This window comes from Alteromonas marina (assembly GCF_000808575.1).
Taxonomy (GTDB): Bacteria; Pseudomonadota; Gammaproteobacteria; order Enterobacterales; family Alteromonadaceae; genus Alteromonas; species Alteromonas marina_A.
Window position 1 is genome coordinate 314591 of record NZ_JWLW01000023.1, and the last position, 13445, is coordinate 328035.

The 13445-nt window shown below is 44.6% G+C and carries 17 protein-coding genes; 11 read left to right on the plus strand and 6 right to left on the minus strand.

Translation table 11 applies throughout. From position 1 onward, the window contains the following. The first annotated feature begins 6 nt into the window (after positions 1-6). From rpsR to RJ41_RS13640, 3 genes are all read left to right on the plus strand, one after another. Positions 7-234 carry a 30S ribosomal protein S18 gene (rpsR, locus tag RJ41_RS13630; protein ID WP_012519954.1) on the plus strand — a complete coding sequence of 76 codons (228 nt, stop codon included), beginning with the start codon at positions 7-9 and terminating at the stop codon, positions 232-234. A 26-nt stretch (positions 235-260) separates the two neighbouring features. Next, complete coding sequence (gene rplI, locus RJ41_RS13635; protein WP_012519953.1) at positions 261-713, plus strand: 50S ribosomal protein L9; 453 nt, start codon at positions 261-263, stop codon at positions 711-713. A gap of 214 nt (positions 714-927) precedes the next feature. Next, entirely contained in the window at positions 928-2040 is a 1113-nt protein-coding gene (locus RJ41_RS13640) for an MBL fold metallo-hydrolase (RefSeq protein WP_039221934.1), read from the plus strand. Between the two features lie 21 nt (positions 2041-2061). On the opposite strand, the gene RJ41_RS13645 is transcribed toward RJ41_RS13640, so the two are convergent. Continuing rightward, positions 2062-2700: an MOSC domain-containing protein gene (locus RJ41_RS13645; protein WP_039221762.1), complete on the minus strand. Its 639-nt coding sequence runs from the start codon at positions 2698-2700 to the stop codon at positions 2062-2064. A gap of 110 nt (positions 2701-2810) precedes the next feature. On the opposite strand from RJ41_RS13645, the gene RJ41_RS13650 reads away from it, so the two are divergent. The 5 genes from RJ41_RS13650 (at position 2811) to dnaB (ending at position 7132) form a co-directional block, all read left to right on the plus strand. After that, a complete protein-coding gene (locus tag RJ41_RS13650) occupies positions 2811-3386 on the plus strand; it encodes an RNA polymerase sigma factor (RefSeq protein WP_039221764.1) in 576 nt (191 codons plus the stop codon). Next, entirely contained in the window at positions 3379-3891 is a 513-nt protein-coding gene (locus tag RJ41_RS13655) for a hypothetical protein (RefSeq protein ID WP_039221767.1), read from the plus strand. Before RJ41_RS13650 ends, RJ41_RS13655 begins: the two co-directional genes overlap by 8 nt. Positions 3892-3904: 13 nt before the next feature. Further along, positions 3905-4906 (plus strand): DUF4097 family beta strand repeat-containing protein, encoded by a 1002-nt coding sequence (locus tag RJ41_RS13660; RefSeq protein ID WP_052235471.1) that lies wholly within the window; start codon positions 3905-3907, stop codon positions 4904-4906. Positions 4907-5160: 254 nt separating this feature from the next. Beyond that, positions 5161-5631, plus strand: coding sequence for a hypothetical protein (locus RJ41_RS13665; protein ID WP_014951108.1), 471 nt, complete (start codon positions 5161-5163; stop codon positions 5629-5631). Between the two features lie 115 nt (positions 5632-5746). After that, complete coding sequence (dnaB, locus tag RJ41_RS13670; RefSeq protein WP_039221772.1) at positions 5747-7132, plus strand: replicative DNA helicase; 1386 nt, start codon at positions 5747-5749, stop codon at positions 7130-7132. Positions 7133-7257: 125 nt separating this feature from the next. Here the strand turns inward: dnaB and RJ41_RS13675 are convergent, their stop codons facing one another. The 5 genes from RJ41_RS13675 to RJ41_RS13695 all read right to left on the minus strand — a co-directional run bounded on the left by RJ41_RS13675 (position 7258) and on the right by RJ41_RS13695 (position 10416). Beyond that, entirely contained in the window at positions 7258-8460 is a 1203-nt protein-coding gene (locus RJ41_RS13675; protein WP_039221775.1) for an OmpA family protein, read from the minus strand. An 89-nt stretch (positions 8461-8549) separates the two neighbouring features. Beyond that, positions 8550-8999 (minus strand): secondary thiamine-phosphate synthase enzyme YjbQ, encoded by a 450-nt coding sequence (locus RJ41_RS13680; protein WP_052235472.1) that lies wholly within the window; start codon positions 8997-8999, stop codon positions 8550-8552. Continuing rightward, positions 8989-9453: a chemotaxis protein CheX gene (locus RJ41_RS13685; protein WP_014951104.1), complete on the minus strand. Its 465-nt coding sequence runs from the start codon at positions 9451-9453 to the stop codon at positions 8989-8991. Before RJ41_RS13685 ends, RJ41_RS13680 begins: the two co-directional genes overlap by 11 nt. Next, the gene (locus RJ41_RS13690) at positions 9443-9916 is read right to left on the minus strand and encodes a transcriptional repressor (RefSeq protein WP_014951103.1); all 474 of its coding nucleotides are present in this window, start codon (positions 9914-9916) and stop codon (positions 9443-9445) included. Before RJ41_RS13690 ends, RJ41_RS13685 begins: the two co-directional genes overlap by 11 nt. Before the next feature lie 35 nt (positions 9917-9951). Next, positions 9952-10416, minus strand: a complete 465-nt coding sequence (locus tag RJ41_RS13695; protein ID WP_014977657.1) for an Rsd/AlgQ family anti-sigma factor — start codon at positions 10414-10416, stop codon at positions 9952-9954. A 161-nt stretch (positions 10417-10577) separates the two neighbouring features. On the opposite strand from RJ41_RS13695, the gene nudC reads away from it, so the two are divergent. From nudC to RJ41_RS13710, 3 genes are all read left to right on the plus strand, one after another. Beyond that, complete coding sequence (gene nudC, locus RJ41_RS13700) at positions 10578-11411, plus strand: NAD(+) diphosphatase (protein WP_084081879.1); 834 nt, start codon at positions 10578-10580, stop codon at positions 11409-11411. 268 nt (positions 11412-11679) lie between these two features. Then, on the plus strand, positions 11680-12771 hold the full coding sequence (gene hemE / locus RJ41_RS13705; protein WP_039221780.1) for a uroporphyrinogen decarboxylase: 1092 nt from the start codon (positions 11680-11682) through the stop codon (positions 12769-12771). A gap of 23 nt (positions 12772-12794) precedes the next feature. Beyond that, positions 12795-13418, plus strand: coding sequence for a hypothetical protein (locus tag RJ41_RS13710; RefSeq protein WP_039221782.1), 624 nt, complete (start codon positions 12795-12797; stop codon positions 13416-13418). Positions 13419-13445 lie beyond the last annotated feature (27 nt).

A 13445-nucleotide genomic window follows, 5' to 3' on the forward strand; every position in this document is an offset into this window, starting at 1 on the left:
TCACCCATGGCTCGTTTTTTCAGACGTCGTAAGTTCTGCCGTTTCACTGCAGAAGGTGTGACTGAGATTGATTACAAAGATATCGCTACTCTTAAGAACTACATCACTGAGAGCGGTAAAATTGTCCCTAGCCGTATTACTGGTACAAGCGCAAAATATCAGCGTCAGCTGTCTTCTGCGATCAAGCGCGCACGTTTCCTTGCGTTGCTTCCGTACACTGATTCACACAAGTAATTTGGCGAATATAAGGGTTAGCTAAGATGAATATCATCCTACTAGATAAAATCGCCAACCTTGGCGGCCTGGGCGACCAAGTGACTGTTAAGTCTGGTTACGCTCGTAACTTCCTTTTCCCACAGGGTAAAGCGGTTCCTGCAACTAAAGACAACGTTGAAAAGTTCGAAGCACGCCGTGCTGAACTTGAAGCGAAAATTGCTGAGCAACTAGCTGCTGCTAACGCACGCGCTGAAAAAGTTGCTGAGCTTGCTGAAGTTACAATCGCAGCTCCTGCTGGTGACGAAGGTAAACTATTTGGCTCTGTTGGTACTCGTGACATCGCTGATGCAATCACTGCAGCTGGCGTTGAAGTACAAAAAGCAGAAGTTAAACTACCTACTGGTACTCTTCGTGAGACTGGTGAGTATGACATCGACTTACAACTTCACTCTGACGTTATCACTTCAATCAAAGTGATCATCATTGCTGAAGCGTAATCGCTGACGTATTTGAAAAAAGCCGCTCTTAGAGCGGCTTTTTTTTTGCGTATTTACTGTGGTGCTGATGGTTTCTCGCTTTACAATAACGGTTAACCGCTATCTTAGTACTTGCGCTAAACTGCGGTTCTCTTGATATCTGCACAATTGAGTAAATAAAACATAGACGCGGCAGTCAACTAAGCGCTTTGCCTACAAGGATGCAATGTTAAAAATGGTAATGAGTTTAAAGAAGTTAACGATGTTGTCGGCGTCGCTAGTAGTAGCAGGAAGTGTCGTGACTGGTTGCGCCAGCTCTAATCATGTTACTCAGATAGAAGGTGAAAATGCTGTAATCAAGCACACCAATGAGCCTGGGTATGAGGACAGATTCAGCAATATTTACGACGGTTTTAAAGCATACCCTGTCACGTGCACTAATGATTGCTACCCGGCGTCTGCCGATATTGAATGTGAAAGTGACATGCAAAATTGTCAGTTCGTTGGCAACAACCCGACAGTGAACTTAAACACCCCCTTTACCGTTACCTGGTTAGGGCACGCAAGTTTTATACTTAACACCGCAAGTGGTGAACAAATACTTATCGATCCTGTGTTTGGTCAGTTTGATTGGCCTGTTAACTGGGCTTTTCGATTGGCGGAAGGATTCAGCCGCAACGAACCCGCTGAGGTAGGTGAAGACAAACTCGCACAAACCGATGCTGTAGTTTATTCCCATATTCATTATGACCATTTTAATAAGGCCGATATTGCCGAATTAGGCACGAAGCCCGAATATCTTGTTCCGTTAGGTTTCGCAGAGCACTTCCCTAATAGAGGCTACACCATTAAAGAGATGGCGTGGTACACCAGCAAAAACGTAGGCAAAACCTCTATCCACTTCGTGCCTGCCCATCATTTCAGTAACCGAATTTGGGTGCCGTATTTGTACGAGGACGACAATGCGACACTGTGGGGTGGTTGGGTATTTGAGAGTGAAGGTAATACTTTGTTCTTTGCGGGGGATACGGGATATTCACCGCACTTCAAGGATATTAAAGCCCGCTTTGGCGAAATAGATGTTTGCCTGATACCTATAGCCTCTTATTTCAGCGAAACCTCACCTAAATGGTATCGCAAAGTACATACTACGCCAGAAGATGCCATTGTTGCGGCCCAAGACCTAGGCTGTAAAGCCGTGGTGCCTTGGGGCTATGGAAATGCCAGCTGGATGATGGGTGACAAAACGTCACATTCTGCGCTATTTCGTCTTATGAAAATGAAGAAGCAGCTAAACCCTGCAATGCCTTGGATTATTTTGAATGAAGGTGAGCAGGCGTCTTTTTAATTTAAGCTAGGGATAAATGGCCTATTTATCCGCAATTTTTTGGCATTTTCCGCGCCATTCGTCATCAAGCGCCTCAAGTTTCGCTAGCTTTTGTGCCAGGGCTTTGTCTGCTTTGGTATGGGCGCATTGCATTAGGGTGTGAACATTAACGGTATCGTCCTCACGGTGCAGTAGTGTTACTTCGTTGCCTACGTAAATAGTACCGGTTTTAACAACCCGGTAGTACCAGCCAGTAATGCCTCGCTCTCCAACAAATCTATCTAGGTTAGGGATGCCAAAACGTTGAGAGATTTTATTGCAAGGGGCACGGGGTGCACTTACTTGCAGTTCTACCTCGCCGAACTTCCATATATCGCCGATATAAACGGTAGCATCGTCCATGCCCTCTACACTGATGTTTTCGCCAATACTGCCCAGCGAAAATTCGCCTTCAGGAAAATGCTTTCTTAATGTCAGATAGTTGGTCGGGTTGAACTGATGCAGCACTTTCTCCGGTCCACCGTGAAGACGTTTGTTGGCCTGTTCATCTTCATCGGTTCTGTCCATATGTACCGTTAACGCGTCGACTGGGGCTTTAACAATACTGCTTGGTGCCCCACGAGGGCCTAACGGCTGAGGTTTTCCAGCAAACAGAGCGTTAACAGAAAATGAGGTAGACATGGCATCTCCAAAAAATATTTTTGTGCATTTAAACCTTTCTACTATAGGGTACGACTAACCTTATAACACTAATAATGCTAATCAGCACCACAAATAACAAAGAGAAAAGAATGGAACACACACAACAACGTGTTGTACACGCCAATGTGGTGTTTGGTAATAAAAGCGAAAATGAGCTGATATCTAAAGCGAAAAAGGGCGATAAGCAGGCATTTCGTTCCCTTTACGATGAACATATTGGGCGAGTCTACGCGCTTTGTTACCGGCTTACAGGTGAAAAGGGAATGGCAGAAGATGCTTCGCAAGAAGTCTTTATTCAGCTATGGAAAAAATTGGGTAATTTTGACGGTCAAAGCCAATTTTCCACGTGGTTACACAGCGTAACGGCAAACATTACCATCTCTTATATGCGTAAGCAGAAAGGGTGGGTACAGCGGATGTTTAACTTGGAAAATAGCGGTATTAACGAGATGCCGGCTGAAGAAAACAGCACCGATGTGGATTTAGAGGCATTAGTTATTCGCTTACCCGAGCGAGCCAGAATGGTTTTCGTGCTCCATGCGTTAGAGGGTTACCGACACGAAGACATTGCCAGCATGTTGAACATGGCAGTGGGCTCAAGCAAAGCACAATTTTTCCGTGCTAAGCAATTATTGAAAGATTTTATGGGAGTCGATGATGAGTAATTTTGACGACAAGCTTGCTCAGCATATTTCTGGGATATCAAAAGAGAAGCAACCAGAACGAGATTTGTGGCGAGGTATTGAACTCGGTATAACATCGCAGCAAGGCGACGCTTCACAAGACGACGCTTCATCATCTACGGTTACATCAAAACAGTGGATGGCGATAGCCGCAAGTGTTTGTTTAGTTATTGTATTGTGGTTCGCTGCTCCTTTTGCGTTTAAAGCTGAAGAAAGCCGAAGTGATGGCTATGCCCTGATTGACGCAATGAGTATGCAGCAGCAACAACAAGTAAATAGTCTTCTTGCTAGTTATGAAAGTACAACAGCGCTAACTGAAGATTGGCAAGAACAATTAAAAGAATTAGACGATGCTGCTGATGTTATCAAAGCAGCGTTAAAGGACGATCCTGACAACTCAGCATTAATCAAAATGCTGCATCACGTATATCAACAGCAAATTGCCTTAATTGAGCGAGTGCACGCGCCAAAGTGGCAGCAAATTTAATAAGGGTTTAAAGATGAATATGAATACGAAAAGCACATTTTTGCACACGTTCATGGCACCTTTGGGGGCCAAGGTATTACTTACTACTGCGCTGCTAAGTATCGCTACTACAGCGTTTGCAGGAGAAAAAGTAGATAAGACCATCGACACATCTTCTTCGCCGAAAGTGGACATTGAACACATCAACGGAAAAGCAGATATTCGAGTTTGGGATAAGTCTCAGGTTCGTGTCACCGGTGAACTGGGCGATCAAACTGAAGAGTTCATCTTTGAAAGACGCGGAGATGTTGTGGTTATACACGTTGAAGTCGAGCGCCACTCAAAGAGCTGGTTTAATAAAGGGAAAGATGGCGACGACCTTGTTATCTATATACCTTCAGCAAGCGACCTTCACTACACCGCTGTCAATGCTGATCTTATTGCAGAAGGTATAACAAAAGCAGTAGATGTTGAGGTGGTAAACGGCGACGTAACCCTTAAAAACATAGGTGAGCGGGTTGAAGTTGAGTCGGTTAATGGCGATATCGTGCTTGAGAATGTGAGAGGCCGTTTAGAGGCGGAAACAGTGAATGGTGAAATTGAAGCGTCACACTCAGGAAACACCCCAATAGGCTTTGCGTCAGTTAATGGCAAGCTCGACATCACTTCCGATAGCCCAGACGTATCAGTAGAAACCGTCAACGGTCGAATCGATGTGTCACTTCAAGCGGTGGACGTACTGCAAATCAATACGGTTAATGGAAGGACTTACGCAAGTTTAGGTCTTAATAAGAACGGTAGCGTAAAAGCGAATTCTGTAGGCGGTGCGATGGAATTTGTCTTTCAAGATGGCGTATCGGCACAGTTTGATATTGAGACGCACGCTGGCGGCAACATTGTAAACAATATCAGTGATGAAAAGTCGCAAAAGCCTAAGTATGGCCCAGGTAGCTGGCTACGCTTTATCCACAACGGTGGGGCTGCAAATGTAGACATCTCTACGGTTCATGGGCGAATTGAAATAGACCAAAAGTGAATAAGCTATAGACAACACAATTGAAACTTTAGGTTGAAAAAATGAATTTAGTCCACATTTATTAATCAGACATGTGGTGATTAATGAAAAGCTGCGAGTGATCGCAGCTTTTTTTGTTTGGTCGCTAAAAATGTGTAGCTGAGCGTTTGTAAGTAACAAAAGTGCGTTTTAATGGCTCTTAGTTACAAGTTAGCCGACCTGCATGCATCACCCACATCATCACATGGTTTGTTATTTTTTGATTGGAGGTTAAATTGAGTATTGTTGGACACGTCAAAAGGTTTTGGCGATTTCATAGTCTAATTATTGGTGCGTTTGGAATATGCGCATTTACGCTAGGCTGTGCTGTTCAGGAACCCGCTTATTACGAAGGTACTTGGGTTGTGACTAAGGCCTATAATGTAGGTGTTTCAGCTCACTCATCAATAGAGTCAGAAAAGTTTTTGGGTCGCTCGGTAACCTATGCTTCAGACTCGGCTAAACTCGATCAGGCATTTTGTGAGTCACCGGTGTATTCAACGAAAAATATCAGTAATCAAGATTTTTATGCTGCTTTTAAAGCCTCTCCATCATCGCTTGGCTTTAGCGACGACAAGATTACTGAAGTAAGTTTGTCGTGCCTTGATAATTCAGCAATCATGGGTTCTACACTCATTTTTCAGGAAGGTGGCAGCGCCTACACCTTGGTTGATGGTACGTTTTTAAAGCTGGAGAAAACGCTTTAAACGATGTTGTCTTTTTGCGCTTTCGCAACAAAATGACGACTTCCTTTGTTGAGTGATGGACGTTAAAAGCGCATAATATCCAACTGACTTTTGTGCATTGGAATAGGTTTCACTCGTGGCGTCTGCGTCTAAAAACGATAAGAATGTTGAAAAATTGAAGGTTCCACCTCATAGCATTGAGGCTGAGCAATCTGTTTTGGGCAGCATGCTTATTGACCCTGAAAGCTGGGACAAAGTCGCGGAGCTTGTTACCGATAACGATTTCTACAATCGTTCACATCAAATTATCTTTCGTGCTATCACTCGATTACTAAACAGTAGTCAGCCAATAGATCTTATAACAGTATCAGAAGAGCTGGAAAAGCACGATGAACTGGAAGACGCCGGTGGTTTTGCCTACTTAGGTGAACTTGCCAAAAACACGCCAAGTTCTGCGAACGTTGTGTCTTACGCGCAGATTATCAGTGAGCGCGCTATAACGCGGGAACTTATCGGCGTTGCACACGAAATCGCTGAAGTAGGGTACAACCCTGAAGGCCGCGACAGCGCAGACATTCTTGATCTTGCGGAAAGTAAAGTATTCGAAATCGCCGAGCGAAGAACCGGTGAAAACGAAGGGCCTCGCGATGTCGAATCTATTCTAGGCAAGACCATCGACCGTTTAGAAGAGTTGGTAAAAACCAATAAAGAGGTGACCGGTGTTACAACGGGCTTCACCGATTTAGACAAAATGACCAGCGGTATGCAGCCCTCGGACCTTATCATTGTGGCGGCCCGTCCTTCGATGGGTAAAACGACCTTTGCCATGAACTTGATTGAAAATGCTATGATGGCAGAGGAAAAGCCTGTATTGGTTTTCAGTCTTGAGATGCCTTCAGAACAAATCATGATGCGTATGTTGGCGTCATTAAGCCGTGTTGATCAAACGAAAATTCGTACCGCGCAGCTAGACGATGAAGACTGGGCCCGTATATCTAACACTATGGCTATGCTTAAAGACAAAGACAGCTTGTTTGTTGATGACTCTTCAGGCTTAACACCCATGGACGTGCGTAGCCGTGCCCGAAAGCTAGCGCGAGAGCGCGGCGGGATTAGCCTTATCATGGTGGATTATCTTCAGTTGATGCGCGTACCTTCTCTTAGCGATAACCGAACATTGGAAATTGCAGAGATCTCTCGCTCACTGAAAGCATTGGCTAAAGAGCTTGAAGTGCCGGTAGTTGCCCTTTCACAGCTTAACCGTACGCTAGAACAACGCGCCGATAAACGTCCTGTAAACTCTGACCTTCGTGAGTCTGGCTCAATCGAGCAGGATGCCGACCTTATTATGTTTATTTATCGTGATGAGGTTTATCACGAAAACAGTGAGTATAAGGGAATTGCAGAGATTATCATTGGTAAACAGCGTAACGGCCCAATTGGTACCTGCCGACTTACGTTCCAAGGTCAGTTCTCACGATTTGACAACTATGCAGGCCCTGCCATAGCCGACGAATATTAGCCCTCTTTTAGCGACTAAAGGCTTCGACCACGGCCACGGTCTACATATTAAGGGTTAACAAGTCAAAGTATTCCAGACACAAAAAAGGCGCAGTAGGGCGCCTTTTTCAATTCATATACAATGAATTACTTTTCTTCAGCTACTTTCACTGTGTCTTTAACTGTCACTGAAATGCGACGGTTAACACGGTGTGCTTCGGCATTCTTACCGTTGTCTAGAAGCTGAGTTTCGCCGTAACCGATAGTCTCTAGACGAGAGCCTTCGATACCGTACATGTCTACCATTACTTCTTTGAAGTTAGCAGCACGACGCTTCGAAAGGTCCATGTTGTATGCTTCAGAACCTGGTGCAGAAGTGTGACCTTCGATTACCGCAGTTGTTGAAGGATACTGCTTCATGAACTCAGCGAATTCAGAGATCTCTGGATCTTTTGGCATTTTAACAACAGCACTTTCGTTGTCGAATAGAACGCGTAGTGTGATTTCTACTGTCTCTTCATCAAATACTGTACAGCCTTTCGCATCAACTTTAACGCCTGCTGGTGTATCAGGGCACATGTCTTTGCTGTCTACAACACCATCGTTATCAGCGTCTTTAAGTGCACAGCCAGTTGCATCTACTTTAGTGCCAGCTGGCGTGTTAGGACACTGGTCAACACTGTTTAGAACGCCATCGTTGTCGTTATCAACGCTACAGCCAGTCGCATCAACGCGAACGCCAGCTGGAGTCATTGGGCACTGATCTTTGCCATCTACAACGCCGTCGTTGTCGCTGTCTTTAGGTGCTGAAGGAGTCGCTTTACCAAATGGCACGGCTAAGCCTAGCTTAACACTATAATCGTTGTAATCTTCGCCGAAATCATGGTAAGCGGCAATTTCAGTAATTATCTTAACATTCTCATGAACATCCCAGTGCTTACCAATACCGATGTTACCAAGAGTTGTAGATTCAAGAACAGCTTGGCGCTTTACACCGCCGAATAGGAACCACTGGTCATTAGGCATAAAGTACATTACGTCAACGCCAGTCATTTCACCGTCGTCTTCAGCTGAATTTCCTGCATTATCAGTATACTCTAACTCCAATGCAGTAAATTCAACTCTTGCAGCCCAACTTTGAGTGAAACGGAAACCGTATTCAACTGTTAGGCCTAGGCCGTTGTCGTCTGCAACGCCGTCACTGAAAGGTCTAGACTCGTCAGTGTTGTAATACATCGCTGAGCCACCAAACCAACTTTTATACGCTGGCTCAGAAGAGTCTTGTGCAAATGCATTAGTCGAAGAAATTACAGCAAGAGATAGCGCTGCCATTTTAAAGTGTTGTTTCATAGTCACATCCTGTTTAACGTTGAGTGATTATCAATTTTTGATAATTTTGTGTTGTGCTTAGCAAACAATGCAAGCACAAATTGTGCCATTTATAATGTGGGTTGTTCTGCTATCCCTTGTAATGTGGCAATAATTGTTCGTCTTCCACCATGATCTCGATGTTCACCGAGCATGATACCCTGCCATGTGCCAAGTGCAAGTTTGCCTTGTTGGACAGGAATTGTAAGTTGACAGCCTAGTATACTCGATTTTAAGTGAGCAGGCATATCATCTTTACCTTCATAAGTATGCCTGAAAAAAGAAAGCTCTTCTTTTACACTATGGTTGAAGAAAGCCTCCATATCGTGCCTCACCGTCGGGTCAGCATTTTCGTTTATTGTCAAACTTGCACTAGTATGCTGAAGCCATAAATGTAGAAGGCCAACTTCAACATGACGAATACTGGGGAGGGCAGATTCCACCTGTTGTGTTATCAGGTGAAATCCTCTCGGGTAGCTGTCTAGTGTAATTTTTTCAGAGTGCCAGAAATTATTTGTCAAAGCAGATTTCCAAATGCGCTAATCCTTCGTCGCACATGAAAGGAAGAATAATTTTAGCGCCATCCACCTGATGGCTGATTGTGTGTTGCTTTCCTGATACAACGATTGGCGTTGCCATGCCAAACTCATATCCACGTTCTGCAAGGTCTCGTTTAGCATTGCCGCAAATCATATTGGTAACCTCGCCAACCATGTCACCCACTTCAGCGTCGAGTTTCTCCGGACGCTCCCCTACCATTCTTTCCATGATAGTAAGCGCAAGCGACTCATCGAACGTGATAGACATAGAGCCTCGAACATCAGGACCAACCATACCTATCAAACCAGACACGTCACCTTTTGCGATATCGCTTTGTTTGCGCTTGGGCTTGCCCGGGGTCAATTTAGTTTGAGCCATGGTTTCAAGCACGTTCAAAAGACCAGCAATAAACGGGTTCACAAAATCAGCATTCATGTACACTCTCCTGGGCAGCGTGATCTTCCGTTTGTTGACAATCGGCACATAATCCATGGGCCTCTATAGTTTGTTTCGATACTTTAAATCCGTGTTGCTTTGCTTGGCTATCAAGGGTTTCTTGAAGACCTTCAGATTGAATTTCAGCAACATCACCACAGCTGTCACAAATTAGAAACTGAACAGGGTGGTTACAGCCAAAATGATAGCAGGCTACAAACGCATTGGTAGACTCTAAACGGTGAATGAACCCAAAATCGAGAAGAAAATCAAGGGCGCGATAGACTGTCGCTGGTTTGGCACTAGACTCTGTTTCTTTCAGTGAGTCGAGTAGTTCATAAGCACCCATAGGGCCGTGCTTTGAAACAAGAATTTCGTACACCTTTTCTCTAAGCGGTGTGAATCTGGCGCCGCGTTGCTCGCAATAAGCCCGTGCCTTATGAATAAGTGTGGTTTTGTTCATTGATGATAACCGTAAACTCGACTTTCATTGTTATATTAAAGCGTCACTTCTGGATCACGTTTTTTAGTGTGTACATGAGCTATTAACTCATCTTCCAAGGCAAAACGCTCTTCTAATGTCTCACCAAGCTTGGCTAGCGCTGAGTCAAATTCAGCTGCCTGCTCGGGCGTTACTGCTTGTGCAAACGTATCATTAAATGCGAGTGCTGCGTCAGTGGTTTTTGTCAATCTGGGGTAAAGTTTATCTCGTAGTGCAAGGCCTTCATTGTCGTTTTCAACCAACATATCGAAAACCTCAAAGTGTCCTACCGACAAATAATCGAGTAATGCGCTGCAAAAGTTGTCTATTTCATCTGGGTCAGGTAAACACTCGCTTCGCTTGTTAATACCTGCTAGTTCACAGAAAGAAACTAACAGTGCCTGTCTGTCCATTAACCAGCGGTCAATAACCTGGCTTTTCCCGCCCCATTTTGATTTAACGCTTTCTAACTGTTGCAACATTTTGATGTGTTACCCGTTTAGCGACAATAAGTTTCAGTATAACACTGTGCACTAGCGACACAAATTTTGCGCGAAAAAGTTCGTTTCAAAATGTATGGTGGCGATCTATACGCTCAGTATTTAGTGTAGTATGAAGCATTAAAGAACAGGAGTGATGTGCAATGATGATAAAGTTGGATGAGGCGAAACTAGCTGCTCAGCAAGCCCTGTGGGTAGTTTTTAGTCGCGGCAAAATTGTAGTACAAGAATCGTCTGAGTCTATCCCCGTTGCTTACCTGAGTGATATTCCATTTTTAGCATCTTATGTCGATGAAATTCATCAACTTCCGCCGCTCAATGAGACGGCGCATAGAGATCTGCCCGTATATGTTGTTGATTTGGGCGCTGAGCATGTTGACGAACCCGGTTGGGAACGGGTATCGCTTAGACAGCTTCTTTTTGCCGAATACGATATTGCCTTTTCCGTTATTGGGCGAGCCTGGCAATACATCCATTTCTTGCGTACTCATCAATTTTGCGGGCAATGCGGCGCGAAAACCGAACGTGTTGATTGGGAAATGGCAATGCATTGTCACCGCTGCAATCATCGCACCTACCCAAGAGTTTCGCCTTGTATCATTGTCTCTATTCATAACACCGAGAAAATTCTTCTTGCGAAAGGCGTTCGCCACCGAGAATCCAATATGTATTCAACCCTTGCAGGCTTTGTAGAAAGTGGTGAAAGTCTGGAGCAAGCGGTACACAGAGAAGTTTTCGAAGAAGTTGGCGTTAAGGTTAAAAACTTGCGCTATTACAATAGTCAGCCATGGCCATTTCCACATTCCTTAATGGTCGGGTTTATTGCCGAGTATGACGAAGGGGAAATTCGTTGTCAGGAAAACGAGATAGATGATGCGCAATGGTTTGATATAGATGCGCTGCCGACTATTCCACCGAAAGTGTCTATTGCGGGACAATTAATTGCTGAAACGGTGTCTCTAATTGGCGACAAATAAAAAACCCTGCCGAAGCAGGGTTTCAATAAGTTTAGCACGGTCCCATGTAGGGCTTCTTTTCTTTAACGATTATAGTATTAGCAAACACTCACTTTAAGTGCAAGCGTCTTTTTGACCTAATGTTCAAGTATTGTTTGTCTTCAATAATCGACACTGCACCGATTTGTCGTTAAAACGTTGATTTTTTAATACAGGTTTTAGCACACCTTGGGTAAGAATGCTGGTATACTTTCGCGCTCAAATATCTTCAGTTATTTAGGTGAGTTATATGTCGCAAAATTTCCCCAGTGTTGATAAGCCCGCGTTAAAGAACGATCGTTACTTACGTGCGTTACTTAAGCAGCCGGTTGATGTCACACCTGTATGGATGATGCGACAAGCCGGGCGCTACCTCCCAGAGTACAAAGCGACGCGTGCAGTAGCAGGCGATTTTATGTCGTTGTGCAAGAATGCAGAACTTGCATGTGAGGTGACGCTACAACCTTTACGTCGTTTTCCTCTCGACGCTGCAATTCTCTTTTCGGATATTTTAACCATTCCAGATGCGATGGGCCTCGGTCTTTACTTTGAAACAGGTGAAGGCCCTCGCTTTAAAAATCCAATCACGTGTAAAGCGGATGTGGATAAAATCGGCCTTCCTGATCCAGAAGGTGAATTACAGTACGTAATGAATGCCGTTCGCACCATTCGGCGCGAGCTTAAAGGTGAAGTACCGCTCATTGGTTTTTCTGGAAGCCCTTGGACTCTCGCGACTTACATGGTTGAAGGTGGTTCAAGTAAAGCCTTTACCAAAATCAAAAAAATGGCATTTGCTGAGCCAGCAACGCTTCATGCGTTACTAGCAAAACTGGCTGATTCTGTTACTGAGTATTTAAATGCTCAAATCGCTGCGGGCGCGCAGTCAGTCATGGTATTTGATACTTGGGGTGGCGTGTTATCTCCTCGTGACTACAAAGAATTCTCGCTTCAGTACATGGAGCGCATTGTAAGTGGGCTGACCCGTGAAAATGAAGGTCGTAAAGTACCTGTTACCTTGTTCACCAAAAACGGTGGCATGTGGCTAGAATCGATTGCGGCGACAGGCTGCGACGCAGTAGGTTTAGACTGGACTATCGACATTAAAGAAGCGCGTGCGCGCATTGGCGATAAAGTTGCACTTCAAGGTAATATGGATCCATCAATGCTGTATGCTCAACCGAAAAGAATTGAGCAAGAAGTGGCGTCCATTCTAGAAGGTTACGGTGAAGGTAGCGGTCACGTATTTAATTTAGGTCACGGTATCCATCTAGACGTACCACCTGAGAATGCAGGTGTGTTCGTTAATGCGGTACATGAACTTAGTAAGCAATATCACAAGTAAGCGACTTCGATAAAGGAAGTAAAATGAAAACGTGGCTTGTGTTGTTGCTGATAGCGTTTGCATTGATAGCAGGGTATAAATTTTCTGGCTATCAACACCAACTCAGTGAATCAAATGCAGAAAAAGAGCGACTAACCAATGTGTTAGCGCGCTCTCGTGCCACGGAAACGAGTGAGCTGAAAGTTATTAAGCCCGCTGCCAAGTTGGTATCAAATGACGCAGGTGCGGTGCTCTTGGATACAAGCGTTACGAAAAACGGCGTGATGAATGCTGCCCCCGTTACTGAGAATGCCCAAATCATGGCGCCAGAGGTTTTCTACACGAAAACCGAAGGCTCACTCAATACGTTTTTTGCGCTGCCGCCTAACAACGAGCGCTTTGTTTTAGACTCGGTAAAATGTGAGAACGGACATTGTGAAATAACGGGTGAGTATGACGGTTCTGAAACTGAGCTGTCGCGAGTTATTGAAGCATTGGAACAGGAGCCGTGGTGGGAATTCGGCTCGCCCATCATAACCACGCAAGTGGCACAACGAGGCCTGAAACTTAACGTTTCTTTCGCCGCATCCCATTCGCCAAATGCTCGTATGCGTTATCGGAATAGCACTCAGGCCGATTTAAACAGTCAGTTTGCTTCGGCGGGTTAACCCTAAAAACCTATATAGCTAAACTAA